The sequence below is a fragment of the Achromobacter colocynthidis genome, from assembly GCF_057334535.1.
Genome location: NZ_JBHFIZ010000039.1, coordinates 307,145 through 332,566, shown reverse-complemented (window position 1 = coordinate 332,566; position 25,422 = coordinate 307,145). Strand labels below are relative to the sequence as shown.

General features: G+C 64.3%; 21 protein-coding genes. 4 read left to right on the top strand and 17 right to left on the bottom strand.

Annotated elements, in window-relative coordinates; genetic code table 11:
* Window positions 1-71: 71 nt before the first annotated feature.
* The 5 genes from ACE04A_RS28050 to ACE04A_RS28030 all read right to left on the bottom strand — a co-directional run bounded on the left by ACE04A_RS28050 (window position 72) and on the right by ACE04A_RS28030 (window position 4,880).
* Window positions 72-530: a carboxymuconolactone decarboxylase family protein gene (locus tag ACE04A_RS28050; RefSeq protein WP_259252748.1), complete on the bottom strand. Its 459-nt coding sequence runs from the start codon at window positions 528-530 to the stop codon at window positions 72-74.
* A 71-nt stretch (window positions 531-601) separates the two neighbouring features.
* The gene (locus ACE04A_RS28045; protein ID WP_447987760.1) at window positions 602-1,570 is read right to left on the bottom strand and encodes a tripartite tricarboxylate transporter substrate binding protein; all 969 of its coding nucleotides are present in this window, start codon (window positions 1,568-1,570) and stop codon (window positions 602-604) included.
* A 73-nt stretch (window positions 1,571-1,643) separates the two neighbouring features.
* On the bottom strand, window positions 1,644-2,648 hold the full coding sequence (locus ACE04A_RS28040) for a cyclase family protein (RefSeq protein WP_448716887.1): 1,005 nt from the start codon (window positions 2,646-2,648) through the stop codon (window positions 1,644-1,646).
* A 55-nt stretch (window positions 2,649-2,703) separates the two neighbouring features.
* On the bottom strand, window positions 2,704-3,987 hold the full coding sequence (locus ACE04A_RS28035) for a CaiB/BaiF CoA transferase family protein (protein WP_485820739.1): 1,284 nt from the start codon (window positions 3,985-3,987) through the stop codon (window positions 2,704-2,706).
* Between the two features lie 47 nt (window positions 3,988-4,034).
* Window positions 4,035-4,880 (bottom strand): HpcH/HpaI aldolase/citrate lyase family protein, encoded by an 846-nt coding sequence (locus tag ACE04A_RS28030; protein ID WP_448716885.1) that lies wholly within the window; start codon window positions 4,878-4,880, stop codon window positions 4,035-4,037.
* An 85-nt stretch (window positions 4,881-4,965) separates the two neighbouring features.
* On the opposite strand from ACE04A_RS28030, the gene ACE04A_RS28025 reads away from it, so the two are divergent.
* Window positions 4,966-5,871, top strand: coding sequence for a LysR family transcriptional regulator (locus tag ACE04A_RS28025; RefSeq protein WP_485820738.1), 906 nt, complete (start codon window positions 4,966-4,968; stop codon window positions 5,869-5,871).
* Here ACE04A_RS28025 and ACE04A_RS28020 read toward each other — a convergent pair.
* The 9 genes from ACE04A_RS28020 to ACE04A_RS27980 form a co-directional block, all read right to left on the bottom strand.
* A complete protein-coding gene (locus ACE04A_RS28020) occupies window positions 5,842-7,053 on the bottom strand; it encodes a pectate lyase family protein (protein WP_485820737.1) in 1,212 nt (403 codons plus the stop codon). The genes ACE04A_RS28025 and ACE04A_RS28020 overlap by 30 nt on opposite strands.
* A 50-nt stretch (window positions 7,054-7,103) precedes the next feature.
* On the bottom strand, window positions 7,104-9,077 hold the full coding sequence (locus ACE04A_RS28015; RefSeq protein WP_448716882.1) for a tetratricopeptide repeat protein: 1,974 nt from the start codon (window positions 9,075-9,077) through the stop codon (window positions 7,104-7,106).
* Window positions 9,070-10,233, bottom strand: a complete 1,164-nt coding sequence (locus ACE04A_RS28010) for a KpsE/RkpR family capsule polysaccharide export protein (RefSeq protein ID WP_514132876.1) — start codon at window positions 10,231-10,233, stop codon at window positions 9,070-9,072. Before ACE04A_RS28010 ends, ACE04A_RS28015 begins: the two co-directional genes overlap by 8 nt.
* Entirely contained in the window at window positions 10,223-10,939 is a 717-nt protein-coding gene (locus tag ACE04A_RS28005) for an ATPase (protein ID WP_100853461.1), read from the bottom strand. Before ACE04A_RS28005 ends, ACE04A_RS28010 begins: the two co-directional genes overlap by 11 nt.
* Before the next feature lie 9 nt (window positions 10,940-10,948).
* Window positions 10,949-12,286, bottom strand: a complete 1,338-nt coding sequence (locus ACE04A_RS28000; RefSeq protein ID WP_259252739.1) for an ABC transporter permease — start codon at window positions 12,284-12,286, stop codon at window positions 10,949-10,951.
* Between the two features lie 7 nt (window positions 12,287-12,293).
* Entirely contained in the window at window positions 12,294-13,451 is a 1,158-nt protein-coding gene (locus ACE04A_RS27995) for a polysaccharide biosynthesis/export family protein (RefSeq protein WP_485820736.1), read from the bottom strand.
* Between the two features lie 79 nt (window positions 13,452-13,530).
* Window positions 13,531-15,606 (bottom strand): glycosyltransferase, encoded by a 2,076-nt coding sequence (locus ACE04A_RS27990; RefSeq protein ID WP_448716879.1) that lies wholly within the window; start codon window positions 15,604-15,606, stop codon window positions 13,531-13,533.
* Window positions 15,603-18,092, bottom strand: coding sequence for a hypothetical protein (locus tag ACE04A_RS27985; protein ID WP_259252736.1), 2,490 nt, complete (start codon window positions 18,090-18,092; stop codon window positions 15,603-15,605). The genes ACE04A_RS27990 and ACE04A_RS27985 overlap by 4 nt, the downstream gene beginning before the upstream one ends.
* 39 nt (window positions 18,093-18,131) lie before the next feature.
* Window positions 18,132-19,391: a nucleotide sugar dehydrogenase gene (locus ACE04A_RS27980; protein ID WP_100853466.1), complete on the bottom strand. Its 1,260-nt coding sequence runs from the start codon at window positions 19,389-19,391 to the stop codon at window positions 18,132-18,134.
* A 643-nt stretch (window positions 19,392-20,034) separates the two neighbouring features.
* On the opposite strand from ACE04A_RS27980, the gene ACE04A_RS27975 reads away from it, so the two are divergent.
* Window positions 20,035-20,622, top strand: coding sequence for a TetR/AcrR family transcriptional regulator (locus ACE04A_RS27975; RefSeq protein ID WP_448716876.1), 588 nt, complete (start codon window positions 20,035-20,037; stop codon window positions 20,620-20,622).
* Window positions 20,623-20,717: 95 nt separating this feature from the next.
* Window positions 20,718-21,233 (top strand): hypothetical protein, encoded by a 516-nt coding sequence (locus ACE04A_RS27970; RefSeq protein WP_448716874.1) that lies wholly within the window; start codon window positions 20,718-20,720, stop codon window positions 21,231-21,233.
* 636 nt (window positions 21,234-21,869) lie between these two features.
* Here the strand turns inward: ACE04A_RS27970 and ACE04A_RS27965 are convergent.
* The gene (locus ACE04A_RS27965; protein ID WP_485820735.1) at window positions 21,870-23,045 is read right to left on the bottom strand and encodes an oxidoreductase; all 1,176 of its coding nucleotides are present in this window, start codon (window positions 23,043-23,045) and stop codon (window positions 21,870-21,872) included.
* 1 nt (window position 23,046) lies between these two features.
* On the bottom strand, window positions 23,047-23,442 hold the full coding sequence (locus ACE04A_RS27960) for a RidA family protein (protein ID WP_127183183.1): 396 nt from the start codon (window positions 23,440-23,442) through the stop codon (window positions 23,047-23,049).
* A 146-nt stretch (window positions 23,443-23,588) separates the two neighbouring features.
* Between ACE04A_RS27960 and ACE04A_RS27955 the strand changes: the two genes are divergently transcribed.
* A complete protein-coding gene (locus ACE04A_RS27955; protein WP_448716872.1) occupies window positions 23,589-24,479 on the top strand; it encodes a LysR substrate-binding domain-containing protein in 891 nt (296 codons plus the stop codon).
* Between the two features lie 64 nt (window positions 24,480-24,543).
* Here the strand turns inward: ACE04A_RS27955 and ACE04A_RS27950 are convergent, their stop codons facing one another.
* Window positions 24,544-25,413 (bottom strand): SDR family oxidoreductase, encoded by an 870-nt coding sequence (locus ACE04A_RS27950; protein WP_279993639.1) that lies wholly within the window; start codon window positions 25,411-25,413, stop codon window positions 24,544-24,546.
* Between the last annotated feature and the right edge of the window lie 9 nt (window positions 25,414-25,422).

Below are 25,422 nucleotides of genomic sequence, written 5' to 3'. Positions count from 1 at the left end.
CGTCCATGTGCTGCCATGCAGCACGCCAAGCGGCGATTTTCACTCCGGCCCGGGGCAAAGACAAGCTTGAATCAGGAAGATGCGCCGCCGAACAGATCCGCCTGGCGGGGGTCCGCGGCGGTCAGGTCGTAGCCGATCTGCTCGGCGACCTCGCGCAGGATGGCCTGCGCCAGATTGAACGCGGTATTGGCGGCGGGCACGCCCGCGTAGATCGCGTTCTGCAACAGCACTTCCTTGAGCTCGTCGGGCGTCAGGCGGGACTCATCCGCTGCCGTCAACGCCGCGCGCACATGCAGCTCGAACTCTTCCCACCGGCCCAGCGACAGCGTCACCGCCAGCACCATCATGCGGCGAGCCTTGTGCGGCAAGCCCGGACGGCTCCAGATGTCGTGCCAGGCGTAGCGCGTGATCAGGTTCTGGTAGTCGGCCGTGAACGTGGTGGCGCGGTCCAGCGAGCGCTGCACCCATTCATCGCCCAACACGGCGCGGCGGTTGGCCAAGCCCCGCTCGAAATCGTCTTCCCGGCTCATCTGATACCCCTTTTGCGTGAATGCGTGAGGATAGGGGCGCAAGCTGAAAATCCGCCCGCGCCCCCTGTCGATCAATTCACCGTGATGTTATTGGCTTTCACGACCTCGGCCCAGCGCACTTGTTCGGCGTCGACGAACTTGGCGAAGTCGGCCGCGCTGCTGCCCACGGGGGTCAGGCCCAGCTTGGCGAGCTTTTCGCGGGTGTCGGGGCGGGCCAGCGCTTTTTGCACCAGATCTTGCAGCTTGGCCACCACGGCGGGGTCGGTGCCGGCGGGCAGGAACAAGCCGTTCCACTCGGCCACATCAAAGTCCTTGATGCCGGCTTCGCCCACGGTAGCCACGTTCGGCAGTTCGGGCATGCGCTTGGCCGACGATACCGCCAGCGCCTTCAGCTTGCCGCCGCTGACGTAGTTCAGGCTGGACGCGGCGTTGGCGAAATAGACGTCGACCTGCCCGCCCATGACGTCAACAATGGCCGGCGCGCCGCCCTTGTACGGCACGTGCACCACATCGATGCCGGCGTCTTTCTTCAGCAGTTCGGCGGCCATCTGCGCCAGGCTGCCCGGGCCGTAGGACGCAAACGTGTAGCGGCCCGGGTTGGCGCGCGCGGCCGTGATGAAGTCAGGCAGGTTGTTGAAGGCCGAACCGGGCGCCGCCACCAGGATGTTCGGCACGCTGACGGCCTGCGAGACCGGCACGAAGTCCTTTTTCACGTCGTAGGGCAGCTTGCGCAGCGCCGGGTTGATCGCGAAGGCGGACGCATCGAACAGCACCGTGTAGCCGTCCGGCTTGGCACGCGCCACGTAGGCCGCGCCGATAGCGCCGCTGGCGCCACCCTTGTTTTCGATGACCACGCTTTGGCCGGCCACTTCGCCCATGCCTTGCGCGATGATGCGCGCGGCGTTATCGGCGCCGCCACCGGCGGAGTACGGCACCACCATGGTGATGGGTTGCTCGGGATAGCCGGCGGCGTTAGCCGTGCCCAACGCGCTGGTCAGGCCAATGGTGGCGGCCAGGGCCGCGATGTAGGTTTTCTTCATGTGTGCTCCTCAAGTCCCCCCTACGGGGATGTGAAATGGATCATGGAATCGTGGCGCGATCCGCCTGGCAAAGTCAGACGGTCGCGATGGGGTTGACCGGCGCGCCCACCAGACCGGGCACGTACATGGGTGCGGCGGTCAGGAAAAAAGCGTGTCGGCCATGCTGGCGCAACCATTGCGCCAGCGGGGTCAGGTGCCAAAGCTCGCCCAGCGGCAGGCCCAGCTTGAACAGGCATTGTTCGTGCAGGGGCAGCAGTGGCCCCGTGCCCGTATCCAGGTGATGGTTGCGCAATTCCACGGCGTGGTTGTCGGCGGCGATGGCCGCGATGCGGCTCTCCTTGATCCACGCCAGCAGTTGCGCGTCCGCGCCATCCAGCACGCAGCAACTGGTCTTGAGCCGATCTTGTTCGTTGTCGCCCAAGGTCAGCGCCAGATCGGCCAGGCCCGTGTGCAGGCACAGCACGTCGCCCGGCCGCACCTGCACGCCATCGGCCTGCATCACGTCCATCAGGTCGCGGTAGGACACCTTGCGGTGCGCGTCGCCAAAGCGGGCGCGCAGGTCCACCATCACGCCACGGCCCTGGATGCCGTGACGCGCCATCGGCGCGATGGACAGGTCTTGGGTGCCGCTGAAATTTTCGGATTGAGGTTCGCTGACGGTAAAGCCGTTGTAGCCGGTGGGCTGCGCCTGGCCGGTGCCATGCGCGTCGTACATCGACCCCACATGGCCCAGCGCGTCCCATTGCGTGGAGTACTGCGGCGACAGGGTGACGCGGTCATCGCTGACAACGTCGGTGGCGCCGGGCACGTCGCGCGCCAAGGGGTAGCGGTAGACCGGCACGCCATTCTTTTCGGCGGGCTGGATCATTGGCCCCTTGCGGCGCGGGTTGAGCACGGGTGCGCGCGGCACCGTCAGCGGCAGGCTCAAGGAAAACGACAGGCCGGTCTGAATTTCGGCAACAGCGGCCAAGCGCGCCTGGCTGTCCAGGTAATTAAGGGTGCCGAGCTGGTCGTCATGCCCGAAGTCCCCCCAATTCGATCCTTCCGGCCGATGCCCGTAGCGGCGTGCTTGATTCATGACTGCTGTCTCCTCGTCCTGTCACGGACGAATTTTGCTATCGTTTTGTTACGGCTTATTGCACCACAGCGGATTGCATTAATTGCTCGATTTCCTGCTCGGTGTATCCCAGGGTGGACAGTATTTTTTCGCTGTGTTCCCCCAAACTGGGCGCGGCGCGGCCGGTGGCGCTGTCGTTGGTGCTGTCCTTGGTGCTGTCCTTGGCGCTTCCCGTGGCGTTCTCGGTGACCTCTTCGGTGGTCTTGCCTTCGCTGGCAGCGGCCTGGCCGGCCGCACCGAAATGCGCCCATTGCGCCAGGCCCAGATAGTTGCCCGCCTGCTTGCTGTGATACGGGCGCATCAGCCCCATGGCTTGCACCTGCGGGTGGTCGAACATGTCTTCCACCGGACGCACCTCGGCGCAAGGCACGCTCTGGCCAAAGCGCTCGGCCCATTCACGGGCCGAGGCGCGCGACAAGGCCTGGCGCACCAGCGGCACCAGCACGGCCGCCTGCGCCGCGCGCTTCTTGACGGTGTCGTAGTCGGGGTGGTCCGCCAGGTCCGCCAGGTCCAGATGGCCGCACAGGGCGCGCCAGAAATGCGGCGTGTTGGCCGACAAATACAGATGGCCTTCGCGCGTGGGATGGATGCCCGTGATACCGCCCGAGCGCATGTCGCGCTCAAGATGACGCGGCTCGCCCTCGGCCCACACCAGGCGGGCCGATTGCATGGCCAGCGCGCTGCCCAGAAGCGATACCTCGATGGCCTGGCCCTGGCCCGTTTTCTCGCGCTGGTAGAGCGCCGCCGACACGCTGTTCGAGATCAACGCGGCGCCGTAATAGTCCACCACCGATCCGTACAACACTTCGGGCGGGCCGTCGGCCTTGGCCTGCGCGGCGCACATGCCCGTCATCGATTGCAGCACCTGGTCGTAACCCGCATGGCGCGCCATGGGGCCGACCGCGCCGTAGCCCGTCATGGCGCAATAGATCAGGCGGGGGTTCACGGCCGACAGGGTGGCGAAGTCAATCCGCAGCCGTTCCGGCACGCCCGGCCGGAAGTTATGGACCAGCACATCGGCCTCACGCACCAGCCGAAGCAGCACCTCGTGGCCGGCCTCGTCCTTCAGGTTCAGGCACAGGCCGCGCTTGTTGCGGTTGATGCCCAGAAAGGCGGGGCTTTCAGCCGCCAGTGTGGACGGGTACTTGCGCAGGTTGTCGCCTTCGGGCGGCTCCACCTTGATCACGTCGGCGCCCATGTCGCCTAGCAGGGCGCAGCCGTAGGGGCCGGCAATGTAGGCGCTCAGGTCCAGCACCTTGATGCCTGCCAGCGGCAGGTTGGCGGGGGATTCAAATTCCATTTTGCGATTCACTCGATATCTAGGGCCAGGCCCGGGCCTGGCCCGGTTCAGGCGGCCCGGCCGGCTGCCAGCAGCACATCGCGGGCGCGTTGCACGAAGGGCGCGTCGATCATCTTTCCGTCCAGCAGGAAGGCGCCCACGCCGTCCTGCTCGCGGCTGGCCGACACGATCCGCTCGGCCTCGGCGACCTCTTCGGCGCTGAAGCCGAAGACCTCGTTGGCGATGGCGATCTGGCTGGGATGCACACAGGATTTGCCCAGAAAGCCCAGCGAACGGGCCAGCTTCGCTTCGGCGCGAAAGCCCTCGGCATCGCGCACGCGGGCGTAGGCCGCGTCCATGGCGTACTTGCCCGCGCAACCCGCGCCCAAGCGCAAGGACAGCATCACGGCGCGCAGCGTTTCGGGTTGGTAGCGGTCGATGCCCAGCGGTTCGAAGAGATCGGCCAGGCCCAATTGCAAGCCGGCCACACGCGGATGCGCGGCGGCCAACTCGGCCGCGCTAGCCAAGGCGCGCGGGGTTTCCACGGTGATAAGGAATTCATTCTGAAAGCCGGCGGCAATGGCTTGGACGGCGGCCTCGCACAGTGCGGTGGCGCTTTCCACCTTGGGCAGGTTCAGCAGGTCAATCGGCAAGCCGCCCAGCGCGCCTAGGTCGGCGGCAAAGTACGGGGTGTCGGCCGCATTCACGCGAACGATAATTTTCTTGGGATGTAGCGCCTGCGCCGACGCAAAGCCGGGGGAAGCCAACCAGTGGGCCAAGGCATCGCGGGCCTCGTGCTTGCGCGTGGGCGCGACGGCGTCCTCCAGGTCGAAGGACAGCGCGTCCGCCTGGCTGGCCATGGCTTTATCGAAGAGGTCCGGGCGCGAACCCGGCACGAATAGCTTGCTTCTCATTGGTGTCTCCTGGTGGCATTGTGGCGCTGCGCCACGGGGTCAGGGGACAGCCAAATTACGATAAGAAGATAGAATATCTATCGTTATGAACACCGACTTCCTACATCCGCTGGCCGCCGGGGGCCAGCATGGCTCCATGGCCGAGGCCGCTCGCCGCCTGGGGTTGACCCATGGCGCCGTGGCGCAACAGGTGCGCAAACTGGAACAGGAATTGGGCGTGCCGCTGGTGGCGCGCGCCGGCCGCACGGTGCACCTGACGGCCAAGGCGATTGAACTGATCGGCCCCATGCGCGAGGTCCTGGAGCGCATCGAGAAGATCCGCTACCTGGCGCGATCCGACGAAATGATGGGAGAGCTGAGGCTGGGCGCGGGCAACACCGCGTTGAACTCCATGGTGCCGGCCATCCTGGAACACCTGGTCAGCCGCCACCCGCTGATCAACGTGGAGATTCAGCCGGGGCATTCGGTGCGCTTCTATCCCGCCATCGAAAGCGGCGAGCTGGATGCGGCCATCGCCCTGGAGGCGCCTTACCCACTATCCAAAAGCCTGGGCTGGCAGTTGCTGCGCGAAGAACCCTATGTTCTGGCGGCGGCGCCGCGCCATGCGGGTCGGCATCCGCACAGCCTGCTGACCGCCGAGCCATTCATCCGCTATCAGCGCAGCGACTGGGGCGGTAGCCATGTTGACGACTATCTGCGCCGCGTGGGTATCACGCCGCGTGAACGCTTCGAACTGAACGCCATCGAGTCGATCGCGGTGATGGTCAGCCGCGACCTGGGCGTGGCCATCCTGCCGCAATCGACCAACGGCGCGATCGAACGGCTGGGCCTGTTGGCGCTACCGCTGCCCGAACACTGCGAACCGCGCCGCTTCGGGCTGATCTGGTCACGGGTGTCGCCCCGGCTGGCGCTGATCCGGGCGTTTCGTGACATCGCGGTGGTGGAGTACGCCAAGGTGCAACTACCCGGCGCACCCCGCCCCGGTGCGTGACGCCGGCAAAGGCGTATCGCCCGAGGTATTGCCGGCGAACTTGCGGATCTTCTCGGCCAGTTCCGGTGTTGGCCGCTCATAGCTGTAGCAGTACGGCGGCGTGGGGGCAGACTCGGGGCGGTAGTCCTGAAGCACGGGCTTGGCATCGCCCAGGTACAGGTTGTCTTTCAAGCGCAAGAAGGCCTTGTAGTCGCGCGTGTAGCCATGCACGGCCTTCAATTTTTCATAGGCGCCACGATCCGATTCGCCGTTGTCCAGCGCGCTGCGTCCGGATGCGATGGGAATGTAGCGGCAGTAATTCACATTGATGCCTTCCACCGTGGGGAAAAATTCCGGCTCGACGCATTTGCGCTTCGTGTCGTTGTTGAAGATGTTTCCTTCGACCAGCGCCTTGGCTTCCAGGCTGAAGCTCATGCCGTAGAAGTCCCAGTTTTCAAGCAGGTTGTTGAACAGGTGGAAGGTGCCGAATTGCCCGCGCGGATTGCGCTGCACGGTATTGAAAAAGTAATTGTGGTGCAGCGTCACGCGCGCGATGGAATCGCGGTCGTAGTTGTGGAACAGGTCTTTGGACGTAATGTTGTTCAGCAGCATGACCTTGTTCGAGTTATGGAACTTGGTCCATGAAATCGTGACGTCGGTCGAGCCGTTCTTCACGTTGAGCAGCCGGTCGGACATGCGCGACAGATCCATATGATCCACCCACACGTCACGGCTGCCATTGGCCACGTTCACCGCTTGCGTCAGCCGGTTCAGGCGTCCGTCAATCGTCAGATGCGTCAGGATCACGTTCTGGCTGCCATACACGCCCAGGCCGTCGTCGATCAAGGCGACACGCTTGCCGCGTCCATCGATCGTGGTGTTGGACGGCACGCGAAGCTGCTTCTTCAGCACAATCGTCATGTCGGACGCAAAGCGGATCCAGGTGGGTCCCTTCTTGGCTTGCGCCAGCGCGGCGCGCAGCGTGCCGGGCCCCGCGTCCTGGTCAGAGGTGACCTCGATCAACCTGCCGCCCAAGCCGCCCGTGGCCCGGGCGCCGTAGCCCTCGCGCTGTTGCAAGAGCGACGCGACCCAGGCGCAGCTTGCATCCGGGCTGGCGCACGATTCACTGGCTGCGGCGGTGCCGCCGGCAAGCATGGCCCAGACCGGAATGGCCCAGGCCAGCAAGCGACGCACAGCCTTCATTCGGGTCTTCGTTTCTGGCTTCTTTCCAGGCTGCATTCGCGCCCTCCTTGTCACTGCGCGGAGCGATCCGCAGGCTTCACGTGGCGCCAGATGCCGCCGCTTGCGCGCAGGTCTTCCGGCGGGCCGGCCAGGTGTTCGCGCAGCCGTTCGAAGTAGGCGGCCTTCCAACGCTCCGCATACGCATCGGCGTCTTCGCCGGGATTGGCGGCGGGCAGCATTTCCAGCGTGTAGGCCACGTGGCCGTTTTCCCAGCGCGGCACGTAGAACACCGACGGCACGCCCAGCCGATGCGCCAGGTGCGACGCAAAGCTGGAATACGTGACGTCCTGCCCTTCGAAGGTGGTGCGCGGCGCCGCCGGGTTTGCCGCGCCATCGATGGCCAGACACAGCACATAGCCCGAGTTCAGTGCGCGCATGCAGGCCTTGGCCACCTGCGCCTCGGTCTGGTCGGCGGTGGAAATCAAGGCCGTGGCGTAGCTGCTCTGGGCAACGCTGGGCGCCGTCGCCAGCCAACGCGACGGAATCCCCAGCAATTCCAACGCCATCAGCCCGGCATACATGGGGCCGACGTGCGCCGTGGCAACCACCACTCCCCGGCCGGCCGCCAAGAGCGGCGCAAAGAAGCGTTCGCCGGTGTCCAGCTCACCCAGCACCTGCATGGCCTCTTCGACGCTGTCCTCGCGGCATTCCAGCCAGTCGAACAGCAGGTGGTCCATCATGTGGCCCCAGCGCACCCGGCGCTCCCATTCCACGCGGTCAATATCCTTGTCACCACGCAGCGACCACGCCCAGTCCAGGCGCGCCTGAGGAATGGGCGCGGAATCCAGGCGCGCTTCCATCTGGCGCACGGCTTCCTGAAAGGTGGCGGGCAGTTGCTCGCTACGCGCCGCCACATACTTGTCGTACAGCGCCTCGGCCTCTTGCTTGCGGCCCGCCTGCGACAAGGCGCCGATGGCCGCGCGCTGCCACATTCCCTTCTCGGGAGATTTCTCCAGCAGCTTCAGCATCTGCTCGGCGGCTTCGTCGTACTGCAAGGTGTAGCGTAGCGCGCGCGCATACAGCGCCCGCGTCTGCTCCAGATCCGGCGCCAGTTCGATAGCTTGCGCGAGCGGCGCCACGGCGTCCTTGTAGCGGCCGGCGCGCAGCAGCGTTTCGCCGTATAGCGTCAGCAGCCTGACGTCGGCCGGCGACGCGCGCAAGCCCGCTTCGAAGTGCGTCAGCGCGTGCACCTTGCGGTCGTCTTCGGTGCTTCGCCGAAGGTGCGACAGGCCGAGCGACGAGCGCAAGGCGGCGCTATCGTGCCCCGCGCCCAGCGCCGCATTGCCAAGCTGAATGGCGGCCTCGGCACGGTCATCGTCCATCAAGGCGCGCACGGCAACGGTCGCCACGCGCTCGTTCGGCAGCTTGTTCGGATCCAGCGACGCCGCGATGCCTGCCGCTTCGGCCGCATCGCCGTTGCGCGAAAAGGCCAGCATCCAGAAGTGCGCTTCGCCGGGGTCCGCGTGCGCGACGTCCAGCGTGGCGCGAGCGACCTCGGCGGCCTCGGCGACACGGCCGGCTTGCACGCGCAACTGGATCCGCGCGGCATGCATGGCTGCGGATTCCGGCGCCAACGCGCCGGCGGCGTCGGCCTCGGCGATGGCGCGTTCCCATTGCTCGGTGCGCCCCAACAGGCTGGCCAGCGTGCGGCGTTCATCGGCGCGCAAGGGGTACGCGGCAATCAGCACCTCCAGCGCGGCAATGGCTAGCGCAAGCCGGCCTTCCCGCATGTAAGGCGAAACCAGCAAGCGTCGCACATCGCGCCAGCCATCGCTTGCGCCCGCCAGCACCGGCGCAAGCTTGGCCATGTCGCGCGCGGGGTCTTCGGCGTCCAGGATTTCCTTGATGACTTCGCGCAGCCGCGCGGTGGCGTCGGCCTGCGCGCGGCGCGCCGCGACAGCAGGATTGACAGCCGAAGCACCAGCCGAATCAACCGAATTTTGAACCGGGTTTTCAACCGAATTTTCAACCGGGTTTTCAACCATGTCGCAGCCCCCTCAACAACGCCATCCCCACACGGGTGATGAACATCAACACGAAGCCCAGCGCCAGCGCTTGCAGCAACAAGATGGCAGTGCGCGGGCTGCTCGGCCGGTCGGTCGGCACCGGTTGCGCAATGATGGACAGGTACCGCTGCAAGCGCAGCGCATCCGTCATGGCCTGCTGGTATGACTGCTGCGCCAGGGTCAGGTTCGAATCCGCGAAGGCCTGGGTGTTTCTCAGCGCTTCGTAGGATTTAAGCTGCTTCGCTTCCGTGTTGCCCTGGCCGCTTAAGCGACGGCGCACCGACTCAATCCGCTTCTTCAACGCCACCACCTGCATCTCCGCGGGCTTCAGCATGAAATGGTCTTTGTTGCCCAGCGCGCGAATCTTGTCCAGATTGATCTGCGCGCTGCTCAACTCGGTCTCAAGCTGGCTGGACAGGTTCAGCAGCATCGACACCGTGGCGGTCGGGTCGATGTTGCCGTGCGTGGTGCGCCACGCCGTCAGCGCCTCGCGGGCGCCTAGCGCCTTTTGCTCGGCAAGCCGCACCGACTCTTCGCTGACCTTGAGCTTGTCGGCCACGCCCTTCTTGTTCATCGAACTGACGAATTCCTCGGCCAGCCCGATCAGCGCGCGGGACAAGGTGGCGGCATCTTCCGGCGAGTACGCGCTGACGCGCAACACGTCGATCTGCTCCAGCGCGTTGAACGACACGTGCACCGCCTTCTGATAGGCACGGTAAAGATCGTCATTGCTTGAGCCTTCGGAAAGATGGTTGAGCGGATCCACGCCCGCATGCACCAGGTACTGGCGCAGGCCGACGCGTTGATCAAGCTGCTGCATGGCGTCGCGCGATTTCAGGAAATCGGCCACGGCCCAGCCGTCCACGAAGCCGCCCAGCATGCCGCCCATGTTGCCGGTGGTAAGCAGGCTTGCCGGCCCGCCTCCGCCGCCTTGCTGACCCGACCCCGCCTGCACGAAGAAGCGCGATTCCGCTTCGTAGCGCGGCGTGGCGATGATCAGCGCGTAGACCAGGGCGAACGCCACCGGCGCAATCACGATCAGCGCATTGATCCAGCGGTGGCGGCGGCGCTCGCGTATCGACGCCTGCCGTTCAAGACGGCGGCGTTCGATCTCGGACCCGCCTTCAGATGCCAAGCTGGCTGTCCTCGAAGCCTCCGAAGACGTCGTCGCCTGCGTTGCCGGATTCATTCCTTGATCGTCTTGGGGGGAACCGGCTGATGCATTGGTCGAGGTCGTCTTCGATCCGGAGGTTGCTTCGTTCATAAATCAAGCCTTTCAGGCAATAGTCCGCCAACTGATTCTGGCGATAACTGGAAAAAATCAATGTCCGGCCGATCAGCCGCTCTTCGAACAGCGCCAGCCAGAGACGGGTGAAACGGCAGGGCTCGAAAGGGATGGATCCTTCGATCACATACACGTCGAACGCCGGCGCCAGCGCCAATGCGAACGAAAATTCCTGCCGTGCGTAGAGCGGCCAATGCTCCATGGGCTTGGCCAGGGTCTTGGGGTCGCTGATCAGGTCGGCAACCAGTTCGTGGGTGGCATCCGCGTCGATCTCGTACATCTCGCTGACGAAGTCGATCATGCTCAGGCCGTTTGCCTTGCCGCGGATAAAGCCTTGCCGGCCGATGGCCCACGACACGTTGCCGTCGTGCTTGACGAAGCCCTGGCGCGGCGGGCGCAGGTTGCACAGCACGTCGATAATCTGGCGATGCATTTCCGGCGCGGGCGACAGCAGCGCATAGCGCCCCACCGGAATGTCCAGGGTGACGTTGGCCAGCAGCGCCTGCCTGGCGCCAAAGGCAAAGGGCTCGTCGGTGACGCCGTTCAGATGAATCATCTTCGTGCCTCACATTGGCTGGATATTGGGACGGGCCAGACGCTCGGCCGCCAAGGCAACCACCATCAGGAACACCAAGGACGTCAGGAAGTAACCCAGGCTGGCGTCGGTCGATTCGTAGGCCTCGAAGTACGCGGAGCGCAACAGCTGCATGCCGTGCGCGAACGGAGACCACAGGATCCACGGGCGCAAATGCTCGGGTAGCTGTTCCGACACGAAGAACACGCCCGAGAAGATCTGCAAGAAGCGCTCGATCACCGGCGCCAGCCGCAGGAAGAAGTGCCAGAAGGTGGCAATCGACCCGAACAGCAGGCCCATGGCCGAGCCGCAACATCCCATCAGCACGACAAACAGCACAAACCCGCCCCAGCTTATCGGCAGGGTGATGAACCCCAGCGCGTGCCCGGCACTGATCAGTATCGCGAACACCACCAGGTATATCGAAAGGTAGATAAGCGACTGCACCAGCGCGCACATCAGCGGCGTCACCCCCTGGAAATTCAAGATGCCGCGCGCCGAGATATAGGCCGCGCTGCTTCTGAAAATGATCTGCCGGAACATGATCCAGGTGGTCGCGCCCAGCAGCGAAAACGTCTGCACATCCATGCCCAGGATGTAGTGCGTGCCCATCAGGATGTACAGCGACGAAATCAGCGTCAGCAGCACCACCGGGCCCACCAGGGCCCACAGCAGGGCGATGCGGCTTTCGCCGTGGATCACGCGCAACTGAAACACGAACAGCGCCAGCAAGGTGCGTCCCACGGGCCGGTATTCGGCCATGCGCGGATGATGCCCGTCATGCAGCACCCGCAGGTGTTGCCGCAGGATTTCAAGGTCTGCGGCCTCGTCGCGCGGCAGCTCGACTTCCAGCGCGATGTCGTTGCGCGAGGCATGGCGACGCGCGTCACGCGCCTCGTCCTGCTTGCGCCGCTCCACGCGCCGCGCATGCGCATCGGCCAGGCGCTGGTCTTCCGCCACCAGCTTGGCAGGCATATAGCCCGGCGCGAACACCTCGACACCCGCGCGGATGTCCTGCTCAAGCAGGCGCACGATGATGCGCAGCCTGCGCCGCGAAAAATCGGCGACGGTCTCATCGACTTTGCCGCGCGCAATCTCCGCGTCCAGTTCCGCCTGCACGGCCTCGTACACCGCCCGGCGGGCGGCCACGGAATCATGCGGCTCGCCCTGCAGGCGCGCCAGCAAAGGCTTGAACAAGACGGCTGGCGGCGCCTTGGCTTCAAACAGCACGGCCGGGTCCAGCCGCCACGCGGCGACCCCGGACCCTACCGCGTAACTACTGTCCTTGCGGCGCGAGCGCCAACCCTTGATCCGGTCCTCGTTGCTCATCGACACGCTATTGAGTCACGCCGGTAGAGCTGCCGCCCGAATCGCTGTCGATTGCCCGCGTGGCGCTGAAGCCTGCGCTCATGGTGACGCGGAATGCCGACAAGACCTTCTGAACCTGGGTAAACGGCGCGTCCGAAATGTAGATGGCCTGGCCTTCGTGCACGGTGAATTCACGCGCCAGCGCCACCTGCTCCGGACGGGTCAGGTCGAATTGGTAGACCACCGGCAGCATGTCCGGCTTGCCTTCCACGCCCGCCTTCGCTGGCGTGAACAGGAACACCGAACGCGGATCCGCCAGCTTGTCGTCCAGGCCGCGCGAATCAGCCAGCGCGTCCAGCACGCTGTAGTTGCGCTTGCTGATGGCCACGCGGCCTTGCGTGCCGGCCGCGCCCAGCACCGTCAGGTACTCGCGCGAATCGTAGGCGGTGATGACGTCGCCCGGCCGCAGCAGGATGTCGTTGTTCTGGTTGCGATAGATATCCGACAGCCGCACGGACGCCACCTGGTTGTCGCGGCGCAGGCTGATGACCAGTTGCTCGGGGTTCGTCTGCACGGGCGCGGCCTGCGCCAGCGCGCTGCTCAGCCGTTGCGCGGTCTGGGTGATGGGGTACATGCCGGGCTTGGTCAGGTTGCCCTGCACGGTCACCATCTGGCCACGCTCGGCGGCGGCGCGCGTCACGCTGACGTCGGCGCCCCCCACCAGCTTGGCCAGGCGCTGCACGACGCGGTCATGCAGCTGGGCCAGCGTCAGGCCGCCGGCCTGGAATTTTCCGATGATGGGGAAATAGACGTTGCCCGCCCGGTCGATCTGCTGGTTGCCCAGGTCGCTGACGCCGGACGGGTCCGCCGCGAACACACCCAGGCCACCGCGTTCCCACACCTTCACGTTGATGCCGTCGCCCGGAACCAGGCGGTCGAACCCCGCCTCGGTCAGGTCACGGTAGCGGACCGGAAAGTCCGCAACGTCGGGCACCCTGCTTTCTTGCACAAGCTCGCGCGAGGCGGGCATCACGATGACGTCCTTGTCGTCGTGCGCCCCCGTCATCTCGCTCAACATGGGACCGGAACGCGGCAGTTGGCAGCCCGTCAGTGAAAGTGCGGCAAGCACCATCAGGGTGATTGCCGCGTTGCGCCGCAGGCTCGGAGCCGGGACGTTCATTTGCATAAAAACCTTAACCTTTAAGACCTAGGAAGAATGAACGGCCGATCAGCGCAATCGCTGATCGGCCGCTCAAAGCCGCCCATCAGGCAAGCATCCGTTGCATCGGCACGTAGTCGATGCGCTCATCGTTTTCGGAGACGGGCATGACGGGCACGCACAGGCTCAGGAACATGGACAACATCGCGTCCAGCGAAAACAGGTTCTGTGCCCGCTGACGGCTTTGCGTTTTCAAGTCCTGGTTGGTGCGCGCCAGGTCGATCATCGACTCCACCTTGTCGCAAGCCTCGTGCATGTCCGGGTGCTCGACATCCGAAAGCAGATGCCCCGTTTCGTTCTCGACAAAGCACTCGCCCGCGCCGCCGGCCGGTGTGGAGATCACCGGCACGCCCAGAAGCTGCGCCTCGATCAGCACGTTGGGCAAGCCCTCGTAACGCGACAGCAGCACACTGGCATCCATTTGCGAATACCAGTAGCCCACGTGGTTCGACAGGCCGACCAAGAGCAGCCGGTCTTGCACGCGCAGCTCTTCCGCCAGCGCCACGATGTTGTCGTGCAGGCGGCCGTCGCCCACGATGACAAAGCGCGCTTGTGGTCGTCGTTTCAGATAGAGCGCGGCAAGCTTGATCCACAGTTGCGGGCGCTTGTCGGGCTCCAGGCGGAACACGCCGCCGATCGTTTCCGTCGCGTCGGTGGTGCTGGCCTTGAAGGCCTCCCACTTGGCTTCGTCCGCGGGAGAGGCATTGACGGCCAGGTCCGGCACGCCGTTGTACAGCACGTGAAAACGCACGATGGGAATGCCCAGCCAGTCCGCATAGGCCTCGGCGGCCGTGCGGCTGTTGCTGACGAAATACACCCCAGGCACCTGCGCCAGCGCCTGAAACAGCTCGGGGTATTCCTCGCGGAACCGATCCTTGCGGATGTTCGGTGGCAGCCCGCGAAACACCAGGTGGATGGTCGGGGCGCCGGCCAGCAGCGCGGCCAGTGCGCCGAACAGGCACGTGCCGTCCTGCCACAAGCTGACCACGTCGAACGGGTTGGCGCGCAACACCGGCGCCAGGCGCGTGACGCCATAGTGCACGGGCGGCGGCAACTGTTCCAGCAGGCGGCCCAGACGGCCGTCGGGCACGGACTGATGCGCCACCGACACGGCGGGCAAGCGGTTGATTTCGGTGACCGGAATCTGCGCCTTCACCAGCACGGGCAGGAAGAAGTCCAAGCCTTGCTTCTTGGAGGACCCGGACGGCTCGGTGTGCTGCTTGACCATCACCTCGACCTTTTCCGGCCGCATCAGCGCGGGGGCCGCGCCATTGCCAGGCAATACCTGGTCAGGCAATTCGGCCATGCGAGTCAATTCACCGGCCAGCCGCGTCAATTGCCGTTCGGCGCCGCCCGGCCCCAGGCTGCCGGTAACCAGCGCCACCGAGATCGGCTTTTCCGGCGGCTGCTCGGGAATCTGGCGATTCCGAAAATGCAGGATCGCATGCTTCATCGACACGATCCTGATGTCCTTGCCCGCCAGCGCCGCCTCGGGTTCCAGGCCGCGATAAAAGGCGTAGTCGCGGGCCAGGCCCTCGGCCAGTTCCGCCGCCTTGCTGCCCGGCGCCAGATGGCTGGCCACGGGCCGGATCGCTTCATAGGCTTCAAGCAGCAAGCCGCGCTTGCGCAGGCGCTTGGCGAATTCGACGCGGATATTGCGATCCGTATGTTGCAGGATCAAGCGGCGAAACAGCGCATCCGACTGCGCGTGCGCGCGGATGTCGCTCAGCAACTTGGCACGCGCAAACAAGCGCGAGGGGTTCTCCGACGACTCGGGCAGATGGCGGTCGACCAAGGCCAGGGCCTCGTCGACATGCCGTTCCTTGACGAGGCGAGTCGCGCAGTAGCGGACGATCAGAAGATCGTCCGGCCATTCTTTCAAGAGCGTGGCCCACTGCTCGGCCATGCCCTCGTTCAAGCCCGCCGACTCCTTCAGTCGAAGGAGCAGAAAACGCACTTTGGAGTCTTCCAGGTGATCGCGCGCCAGCGCCTCGGCGCGCGGCAAGTTTTCCTGGGCGACCTGAACCCGCACCGACGCCGCAACGATCTCCTCCAACTGGGCGTGCACCCATTGAAGGTCGGACATTACGCCAGTCCGCTCGGCTGTCAGCGGCGGGTTCATGCGGCCTTCCTGCGGTTGGCCTTTTCAATCCACACCAGGCAGCGGTCGATGTAGTGGTCGTACTGTGCCGGGTTGTCGGACTGTTCCTTCAGGCGCCGCCAGTAAGGCAGGGCGTGCTCGAAGCGATGCAGGCGCATGGCGCCCACGGCGGCCAGGCGCAGGCCGATGGCGTCGGTCGGCACAAGCTGCAGAATGCGTTCGCCCAGCGCCAGGCGCTCGGTGGTGCTGGCCGGATCCAGCGCACGCGCTTCGGCATACAAGACCGCGATGATGCGGCGCTTCTCGTGTTCGACCTCGGTCATGGCCGGCCACGCCTGCGCCACGCGCTCCAGCAGGTTCCAGGCGCCGCGATGATCGCCGGCGGCCAGGATTTCGCGGGCGCCACGGATGGCGCGCGGGCCCAGTCTGCCAAGCTGGCGCTCGGCTTCGTCCTTGGCGCTTTGATCGGCCGATGCATGCGCCAGCACCATCTTGTAGGCGTCGATGGCTTCGCCGAACCAGCCGCCGTTGAATGCCACGCGGGCAAAGTACAACTGCGTGCTGAGCGGGGCGGCTTCTTCCGCCGCGGCTTGCTCAAGATGGCGCATCGCGGTTTGCTTGTCGCCCAGGGCGTCTGCGGCGCGGCCACGCATGGTGTCCAGCTCGGGGAACTCCACCTGGCTGTCCAGCGCGATGTCCGTCAGGTCGATCACTTCCTTGTGGTTGCCCGCCAAGAGCGCGGCGCGCACGCCCAGGCGCATGGCACGTTCGAAGGCGCGCTGCGAGCGCAGGGCGGTCAAGGCATCGGGGTTAAGCAGGCGGTGCGCGCAGATGCGTTCTGCCGCGTCACGCAAGCGCCCTTCTTCCAAGGCGCGCGTGCCTTCTTCGGCCCATGCGGACGATTGCGACAACAGCCAGGCGCGGATGTCTTCCCGCTCGCTCTGGGCCAGTCGGCAAGACACGGCCAACGCCGCCGCCGCCAGGATGAAGCCGCGCCACGAAGCCTCTTTGACCAGTTCCAGCGCCAACACGTCGTCCAGCGCGGGCGACTCGGACGCCAGCACGCGCAGCGCCGCGCGGTCACCATTCAACAGCCTGTCGCGCCACAGCACCGCAAAGCCTCGGCCATGCGACGGAATGGCCTCGCGCACTTCCTGAACCCAGCGCAACACCGCTTCCATGTCACCGCTGGCTTGCAGCAGCGACAGCACCGTGTCGGCCGCTTCCAGCGCGCTGGCCTCGTCCGGCGAGGCAATGCGGAACAGTTGCTTCCAGTTGCCCAGCGCTTCGTCCACATAGCCCAACTGCCCCGCCGACACGGCGGCGATGCGCACGATTTCGGGGGTTTCGATTTCGTCGCCCAGCAGGCCGGCCGCCAGCGAGTACGCCACGTCGTAGCGACCCAGCTTGAACTGATTGCGCATCAGCACCTGTTCGGCCTTGCTGCCGGTGGCCAACGCACCGTCTGCGCCGTCCGCGCTACCCAGTAGCGCCAGCGAGCCTTCGTAGTCGCCCAGTTCTTCTTGAATGCGAGCGAACAGCAGCGTGTGCTCGGGCAGGCCGGGATGGCGGCGCAGCACGTCGCGCACCCGGCGCGAGGCTTCGCGCAGGTCGCCCGATTCCCAGATCTTTTCAATGCGCTCGGCGCTTTCGTCCGCGGTCAGCTTGGGCACAACGGGCTGCGTCGTGGCGGTGCTCATGCGCGGACGCATGTAGTTCTTGAACCACTCGGCGTACAGGCGCTCGGCGAAGGTCTGCGTGTAGTGCGTCAGGTCAAGCCCGCCGTTTTCCATCGCATCGGCCTGGCCGATCTTGTTCATCAGCGGCGTCGGGTCATAGCACGGCACGCCGATGCGCTGCGCGCCGGCGGCCACCGCGGCAATCAGTTGGGCGCGCTGTTCGATCGGCACGTTGTCCGGCGTCAAGGCGTTGACGTGCGTGACGAACACCACTTTGTCGTGGCCCAGCAGGTCCACCAACTGACGCATCTCGCCGTCGATCTCTTCGTCCGTCTGGTCGCGCTTGACGATGCGGGCGAGCAGCTCGCGGTCGTCCTGGGAAAGCCCCTTGAAGACCGGATCCTGGTCCAGCAGCGCGCGGCGTTCAGCCAGGCGGTCTGCGTGCGCCATGGACCAGAACATCCGCGTGCGGGTGCGGTCGGCGAAGAACTCACTGAAGTAGCGCCCCAGGTAGTTGGACTGGATGGGGTAGCCGTCAATGGTCAGCAGCTTGCGCGAGGACAGCTCGACCATGTACAGGTCGGCCGGCTTGTGCGTGCCACGGCGAGCCTGCTCGCCGTTGGACGGGCGGAACACCAGGCGCTGCACGTCGGCCGGAATATCGGCCTGGCCGAACATGAAGCGCGCTTGCTGCAGCGCCTCGGCGCTGGTGTGCACAAAGCCGTAGTTGCGGCCCAGCTGCAACTTGATGGGGTAGCGGCCCACGGCGTCGCGCAGCGGGGTGTGGATGCGGCAGGTGCCGATCGGAGCAATGGTAAATGCGGTCATTCAGGGTCTCTCCTGTAGTGAGGGATAGCGAGCCTGAACTTAAAGAGTCCAGTACAAGAGGTCGGAGGCGAGCCGCTTGCTATCAAGCACAGACTTCAAGTCGCACACCATGCCTCCGCTCTTGACCAAGGTGGGCATGTCTTCCCAGATGGTCTCCATGGTTTCGCGGTGCGGAACTGCAAGAATCAGCACGTCCATGTCGCGGAAATCTTCGCGCTTGACGAGCTGGATGCCGTATTCGTGCTCCATCTGGTCCGGATCGACCATCGGGTCGCACGCGACCGGGGTAATGCCGTAGTTGCCAAGCGCCTTGTAGAGGTCGACGACTTTGGAATTACGGATGTCAGGCACGTTTTCCTTGAAGGTCATGCCCAGGATGCCGACGCGAGTCGACGCATTCAGGCGACCGGCGCGCGCCAGGTTCTGCACGATGCGCGAGGCCACGTGGTTGGCCATGCCGTCGTTGATGCGGCGGCCCGACAGGATGACTTCGGGGTGGTAGCCCAGTTCCTGCGCCTTGGACGTCAGGTAGTACGGGTCGACACCGATGCAATGGCCACCGACCAGGCCCGGCGTGAATTTGAGGAAGTTCCACTTGGTGCCGGCGGCGTTCAAGACTTCCGAGGTGCGGATGCCGACCAGGTCGCAGATCTTCGACATCTCGTTCATCAACGCGATGTTGATGTCGCGCTGGGTGTTTTCCAGCACCTTGGCGGCTTCGGCCACCTTGATGGACGAGGCGCGGTGTACGCCGGCATCAATGATTTTTTCGTAGACGCCCGCGATGATTTCCAGCGACGCTTCGTCCTGGCCGGACACGATCTTGACGATCTTTTCCAGCGGGTGCTCGCGGTCGCCCGGGTTGATGCGTTCGGGGCTGTAGCCCAGCTTGAAATCGACGCCGCAGCGCAAGCCGGACACTTTTTCCAGCTCGGGGCCGCAGATTTCTTCGGTGGCGCCGGGGTGGACGGTGGATTCAAAGACAACGATGCAGCCCGGGCGCAGCACGGGGCCGATGGACCGGCACGCCCGCACCAGCAGGGAAAAGTCGGGGTTGTTTTTTTCGTCCACGGGCGTCGGGACGGCGACCACGAAGAAGTCGCAACCTTCCAGTTCAGAGATCTGGTCGGTGAAGGTCATGGGAGACGCTAGCAATGCGTCACGTTCGATCTCGCCAGTCCAGTCATGTCCCTCTTTCAGTGTCGCGATTCGCCGCTTATCCACATCAAAGCCGATGACATCAAAGCGCTTGGAAAATGCGACTGCCACGGGCAGGCCGACATAACCAAGGCCACACACTGCGATTCTCTTTACCACGGGGGCCTCACTGTTTTCGTCGTGTCTAGGACACTAGAAATCGACGCCCAAAAGACAAAAAATCGACGTGAAATCGATTTACTTTTGTCCCGCTTGGGCGGACTTTTTGCTAGGGGTGTTGTTACGTCTCGATACCCAAATCACGGTGCTGGGCGGCGAGCAGACGAATCGTAGAGGCGCTGGACAGCAATTTTCTTTCTAAAGATTTATTTTGCTGTGCAAATAAGTCAGAGGTTCCGTAATAAACCCCGGGGAATCCCTCAAATAATTACATTCATTACACAAACGGCAACATAGCGTTGTCGCCGACCTGTTAGTGAATGTTGAAATTCGTGTTTTTTATTATTAATTCACGAAACTGAAAAGCGGGTTAACAGCAGCATAATATCGACTTGCACAACGGTTATTAATTAATAACTGAAAAAAAGATTATCAGTTTCTAATTCCGGTAACGGCGCCGTGCTATCCATCCCCCCCTCCTACGCACGAGCTTTCCGGCTGCGACCCCGCTTGACAACGTAACCGACCAACTAGTAGATTGGCTGCCACGCGAATCCTTCAACCATCCCACGCCACTGCGCGCCCCGGCGCTTCGTTTTTTTTCAGCAGACCAGAGTTGTTACCCATGAGCTTGGAGCTTTCCCCCCGCGCCCTTGAGATTGTCGAGCAGACCCGGCTGCTGCTGGGCGCCGGTGGTTATCACGGGTTCAGCTACGCCGATGTGTCCGAACGGGTGCATATCGGCAAGCCCAGCATCCATCATCACTTCCCCACCAAGGCGGACCTGGTCCTTACCGTGGTGTCGCATCACCGCGCGCAAGCGCGGCAGGGCCTGGCGGCGCTGGACCAACATGTGCCAGACCCGCGCGCGCGCTTGACCGCCTACGCCGACTACTGGGCCACCTGCATCCGCGAAGGCACGATGCCCATGTGCATCTGCGCCATGCTGGCCGCTGAATTGCCGATGATTCCCCCGCTGATCGCGGACGAGGTGCGCGCCTATTTCGGCGAACTGACCGCGTGGATCGCGTCGGTGCTGGAAAGCGGTGTGTCGCAAGGCCAATTCCAATTGCGCGACAACGTCGAGGCAGACGCGCAAGCCTTCATGTCGACCTTGCACGGCGCGATGCTGACCGCGCGGGCATTGGGCGCCCCCAAGGTATTCGCCACGATTTCCAGCGCCGCCATCAAGCAGTTGGACGCCTCGACCTGATCACAGCAGGACGCGCATCGGCAATTCAAAACGGTGCGCTTTTTTTTAACTTTTCCCCCGACCAACTAGTCGGTTGTTTTTTAGGAGCCTTCCCCATGCCACATCCTATTTCCACCCTGGGGGCCGCGCACACCCTCATCAGCCTGGTGCCTCTTGCAGCAGGCGCGTACAGCTTTGTGCGCTATCGCGGCATCCACAGCGCAACGCGAACCGGCAAGATCTATCTGGGCGGCTTGCTGATTGCGGTGCTGACGTCGTTCGGGTTGTCCAGTTCGGGCGGGTTCAATGTCGGGCATGCGCTGGGCATCCTGGCGCTGCTGTCGGTGGCGGGCGCATTGCTTGTGCCGCGACTGCCCCTGCTGTCCCGCGCGCATCCTTATCTGTCGCAGCTTGGGTTTTCATTCAGCTATTTCCTGATGTGCGTGCCGGGCATCGCGGAAACGCTGACGCGGCTGCCCGTTTCCCATCCGCTTGCCGACGGGCCGCAATCGCCGTTGGTGCGAGGGGCGTTGGCGACGTGGTTCGCGGTGTTTCTCGTGGGGTCGGTAGCGCAATTGATCTGGATCGGTATGCAGCGACGCGCGCAGAAAGCTGGCGGCGGGCAGCGATAGCCGCTGGCCATGCCTACGGTCATGCTGACCCGCCATGCCGCAACGGTATGCCATCAAGCCATGGGCCGTGATTCGCCACGGCCACGCAAGGAGTTGCCATGAGTTCCAGCGCCGTCGACCCGATTGGCCACACCCGCATCGACGCAGTCCCGGACCCCTACCGCGCTCAACACGCGGCACGAGCCCAGGCGCAGCAGTTCGCGCGCATTCATTCCGCGCGGCAGGCAACGGTTGCTGCGACGGCGGCGGCAGCCACGTCGGCGGCCCGGCAATCGGCCAGTCCGAAGGCCGATGTGCCTGGCGCATCCACGGACCCACTGCGCGATCAGTACACCGCCCACTGCTTGAAGCTGGCCATCCAGGCGTTCCATGACCAGCAAGCCAGACTGGACGCGCACGCCATCGCGGTCAATCGGGCATTGCGAGACGAGCAGACCGCCTTGCAGGTGCGCGCCGACGCGGCCAATGACCTGGGCACCATCCAAGGCCTGTTGCCGCAACTACCTTATCGCTTCGTGGTGGGCGTGCCGCCGATGCTGCCGCTGCCCTTGAGCCCGGCAGCACAGCCCACGCCCACCATGGTTGCCCCGGTGACCCAGGCGGAAAAGCTACGCAGCAGCACTGAAGGCGCGGCGTCTAACCCGCCACCACGTCCGCAATACAAGGCTGATGCTGCGCACGATGACGAATCGCATTGGCCAGGTCAGCAATCGGCGCCAGCAGACCCCGATCAAATGCCTCGTGCGCCACACCCGCGCGCAGCCTAGCGGGCCAGTCGGCGTGCGTCAGCGCCCCGCGCCCCAGCGACACGAAGTCCGCCTCTTGCCGGGCAAGCATTTCTTCGGCCCGCGCCGCGTCATGCAAGGAACCGTTCGCCAGTACCGGCACGGAAACCTGCTTGCGCGCCAGAGCCGCCAGGCTTACACCATGCTCGCCAAAAGCAGGCCGCCAGGCCTCGAATTCCGTCGTGTGCAGGTAGTCGATGGGCTGCGCACCTAGCGTGCGGAAGATGTGCGCCGCATCGGCCTCGCCGCCGTCCCACTTGTGCGTGAAGTCGTTCACCTTGCCTTGCGAAGTACGCACGCCCACCACGAATGGCGCCGACGTGGCCTGCCGAACCGCCTGGATGACATCCACCGTCAAGCGCAGCCGCTTGTCCAGACTGCCACCGTAGCGGTCATCGCGCAGATTGGTGTGGGCCGTCAGAAACTGGTCCAGCAGATAGCCGTTGGCGCCGTGGATCTCCACGCCGTCGAACCCCACTTCTTGCGCGCGGCGCGCCGCTTGCGCAAACCCGTCGATGGCCTCGGCGATGTCATCGGCGGACATCGCTTCGGGCATGCGGTACGGCCCTTCGCCACGATAGAACGCCATCTGTTGCCCCTTCGGCAACACCGCCGAAGGACCCTTGGTCGTATCGCGATAGGGGTTGCCCTGCGACAGCGCCCCCGCATGCATCAACTGCGCCACGATGCGGCCGCCTTGGCCGTGCACGCGGTCCACCACGGCGCGCCACGCATCGCGCTGCGCGTCGTCGGCCAGCCCCGGCTGAAAGAGATAGCCCTGTGCATAGGCCTTGTCCGTATAGATGCCCTCGGTAATCACCAGGCCAAAGCCGCCGGCCGCGAAGGCCTCGTAGTAATCGGCCATCAACGTGGTGGCGTGGCCGTCTGCCGTGGCGCTGACGCGCGTCATGGGCGCAACGGCAAGACGATTCGGCAGGCTCAGCGCCGTGCCTATCCGCAGCGGCGTGAACAGCCCGGCGTGCGCGGTCGGCGTATTGCTGACGGAACGATCGACAGGCGTGTTCATGTCAATCGCCCTCTTGGTGGCGCACGGCCGCGATGGCTTCGATTTCGATCATGGCGGCGGGGTCGTACAAGGCCTTGATCTCGGCGATGGTGTCGGCCGGATAGGGTGCCGAGAAGAAGCGACGGCGCAATGCCACGACGTCCTTGAAGTGCCCCATGTCGGTCACGAAGATGGTGACCTTGATGACGTCGTCCAGGCTGGAGCCACCGGCTTCCAGCGCACGCCGCAGGTTGGAGAATGCCTGCTCGCCTTGCGCCATGAAGCCGCCTTCAACAATCTTGCCGTCATCGGCGGCGCCCGCTTGCCCCGAGATGAAAAGCAGATTGCCAAACTGGATGCCCTGCGACAGCAGGAAGGGTGCGTAGTTGTCGGGTTGGGTGGTGACACGTTTCAGCATGATGCGAATTTCCTCATTTGTAGATGGTGGGATGATCAGCCATGTATGACTGATCCATTCCTCTACTTTAGGAATACGCCGCCCCCCTGACAAAGGTTCATTTGTCAGCTATAAGAAGAGATAAATTCATCTATAAGCCCACCGCCATGCATCGCCGCACCCTTCCGCTGTCCGCTCTACGCGCCTTCGAAGCCGCCGCCCGCCTGGGCAGCTTCAAGGCCGCCGCCACCGAACTGGCGGTAACGCCAACCGCTGTCAGCCACCAGATTCGCGCCCTGGAGGCGCAGACCGGGCTGGCGCTGTTCGACCGCCAGGTGCGCAAGGTGGCGCTGACCGAAGCCGGCGCGCAGTTGTTTCCGGTGCTGCGTGACGGCTTCGATGCCTTCGAGGCCACGCTCGCCCGATTGACCCAACAGCGCACGCGGATTCAAGTCAGCATCTCGGCCACCAATGCGTTCACCGTGAAGTGGTTGGTGCCGCGCATGAGCGATTTCCGCGGCCAGCATCCCGGCATCGACTTGCAGTTGCAGGCCAGCGACGAGCTTGCCGACTTGCGATCCACGGCGGTCGACATCGCCATCCGCTATGGTCGCGGACCCTATCCCGGCTTGGTCACGCAACCCTTGTTCGCCGACCGCTTCGCTCCCGTGGCGAATCCCCGCCTGGGCGTCACCTCACCGGCTGATCTGGCGCGCGTGCCCTTGATCCGTTTCGACTGGAAGCAGGCGCATCCTGAAAACCCCACTTGGGAACGCTGGTTCGCCGTCGCGCAATTGCCGCTGCCGCAACAAGCAAGCCAGTTGCGTTTTTCAGATGAGGGGCATGCGATACAAGCGGCCGTGGCCGGGCACGGGATTGCGCTGGTCAGCCTGGCGTTGATTGCCGACGAGTTGGAAGCCGGCCATTTGGTGCAGCCATTCGGGCCCGAGATCGACGGGCACACTTATCACCTGGCGATGTATGCCGACCGGCCGAGTTCGGCGCCGGTTCAGACGGTGGCGGAGTGGTTGCGTGCGCAGGCGGCTGAAAGCAGCTAAGCCCATGATTTCATTGGGTTTTGGATGGTTCGAACAAAAAACCGAAAAACCATCCAAACCGCTTTTAAATCATCGACTTATCGTCCGCGAAGTCGGTCGCCTCAGACGACCCTCTCCACGCATCAAGATCCTTTGCGACCGCGCTTGCCTTGACTGCCGCGAGTTCATTGGCAATCTTGCCCGCAAACAGATGCAGCGGTGCCGATTCAACCGTCGCGGCCTGAATAATCAGCAGCGCAAGCTTGTCAGGGTCGCCGGCCTGGTGGCCATGCAACGTATCCAGATGCAGATCCAGCGACGCCTTGGCCTCCGCGTAATCGTCGATCTGCCGCTTGGCCACCGCCAATGCGCCGCTGCTCAGGAAGTCGGTGCGCACCGGGCCCGGGTAGACAACGGTTGCGCGGATGCCCAGCTCGGCCACTTCCGCCGCGAGCGCTTCCGTCAGCCCTGACAAGGCGAACTTGCTGGCGACGTAGCTGCCCCAACCCGCGTAGCCGCCTTGGTAGCCGACGATGGACGAAATATTGATGATGTGTCCGCTGCGCTGGCGACGAAGGTGCGGCAGCGCATGGCGCAGCACAGCCATCGGCGCAAAGAAATTCACCTCGAAATTGCGGCGCAGCTCGTCGTCCGACAAGGCCTCGACCGCCCCTTGCTGGGCGTAGCCGGCATTGTTCACCACGACGTCGATCGCGTCGAAGGTTTGTACCGTCTTGTCGATGGCTGCTTGCACGCTGTGATCACTAGTCAGATCGACCTCAAGCGGAAGGAAGCGGTCCGAGGTCGCGCCGAACGCCTCGGTCAGCGCAGCGGCTGCGCGGGAGGTCGCAGCCACGCGGCAGCCTTGCTTCAGCAGATGCGTCACGAGTTGACGGCCGACGCCTTTCGACGCGCCGGTGATGAACCAGACAGGGGATGTGGGTTTGGGGTTCATAAAAATTCC

What these genes read in the sequence shown, in the direction of transcription:
- ACE04A_RS28030 (WP_448716885.1), bottom strand. Translation starts at nt 4,880, where the DNA reads ATGAGAAGCAAGCTATTCGTGCCGGGTTCGCGCCCGGACCTCTTCGAT.
- ACE04A_RS27985 (WP_259252736.1), bottom strand. Translation starts at nt 18,092, where the DNA reads ATGACCGCATTTACCATTGCTCCGATCGGCACCTGCCGCATCCACACC.
- ACE04A_RS28045 (WP_447987760.1), bottom strand. Translation starts at nt 1,570, where the DNA reads ATGAAGAAAACCTACATCGCGGCCCTGGCCGCCACCATTGGCCTGACC.
- ACE04A_RS27955 (WP_448716872.1), top strand. Translation starts at nt 23,589, where the DNA reads ATGCATCGCCGCACCCTTCCGCTGTCCGCTCTACGCGCCTTCGAAGCC.
- ACE04A_RS27990 (WP_448716879.1), bottom strand. Translation starts at nt 15,606, where the DNA reads ATGAACCCGCCGCTGACAGCCGAGCGGACTGGCGTAATGTCCGACCTT.
- ACE04A_RS28035 (WP_485820739.1), bottom strand. Translation starts at nt 3,987, where the DNA reads ATGGAATTTGAATCCCCCGCCAACCTGCCGCTGGCAGGCATCAAGGTG.
- ACE04A_RS27975 (WP_448716876.1), top strand. Translation starts at nt 20,035, where the DNA reads ATGAGCTTGGAGCTTTCCCCCCGCGCCCTTGAGATTGTCGAGCAGACC.
- ACE04A_RS27970 (WP_448716874.1), top strand. Translation starts at nt 20,718, where the DNA reads ATGCCACATCCTATTTCCACCCTGGGGGCCGCGCACACCCTCATCAGC.
- ACE04A_RS28020 (WP_485820737.1), bottom strand. Translation starts at nt 7,053, where the DNA reads ATGAAGGCTGTGCGTCGCTTGCTGGCCTGGGCCATTCCGGTCTGGGCC.
- ACE04A_RS28005 (WP_100853461.1), bottom strand. Translation starts at nt 10,939, where the DNA reads ATGATTCATCTGAACGGCGTCACCGACGAGCCCTTTGCCTTTGGCGCC.
- ACE04A_RS28040 (WP_448716887.1), bottom strand. Translation starts at nt 2,648, where the DNA reads ATGAATCAAGCACGCCGCTACGGGCATCGGCCGGAAGGATCGAATTGG.
- ACE04A_RS28025 (WP_485820738.1), top strand. Translation starts at nt 4,966, where the DNA reads ATGAACACCGACTTCCTACATCCGCTGGCCGCCGGGGGCCAGCATGGC.
- ACE04A_RS28000 (WP_259252739.1), bottom strand. Translation starts at nt 12,286, where the DNA reads ATGAGCAACGAGGACCGGATCAAGGGTTGGCGCTCGCGCCGCAAGGAC.
- ACE04A_RS27995 (WP_485820736.1), bottom strand. Translation starts at nt 13,451, where the DNA reads ATGCAAATGAACGTCCCGGCTCCGAGCCTGCGGCGCAACGCGGCAATC.
- ACE04A_RS28050 (WP_259252748.1), bottom strand. Translation starts at nt 530, where the DNA reads ATGAGCCGGGAAGACGATTTCGAGCGGGGCTTGGCCAACCGCCGCGCC.
- ACE04A_RS27950 (WP_279993639.1), bottom strand. Translation starts at nt 25,413, where the DNA reads ATGAACCCCAAACCCACATCCCCTGTCTGGTTCATCACCGGCGCGTCG.
- ACE04A_RS27960 (WP_127183183.1), bottom strand. Translation starts at nt 23,442, where the DNA reads ATGCTGAAACGTGTCACCACCCAACCCGACAACTACGCACCCTTCCTG.
- ACE04A_RS27965 (WP_485820735.1), bottom strand. Translation starts at nt 23,045, where the DNA reads ATGAACACGCCTGTCGATCGTTCCGTCAGCAATACGCCGACCGCGCAC.
- ACE04A_RS28015 (WP_448716882.1), bottom strand. Translation starts at nt 9,077, where the DNA reads ATGGTTGAAAACCCGGTTGAAAATTCGGTTGAAAACCCGGTTCAAAAT.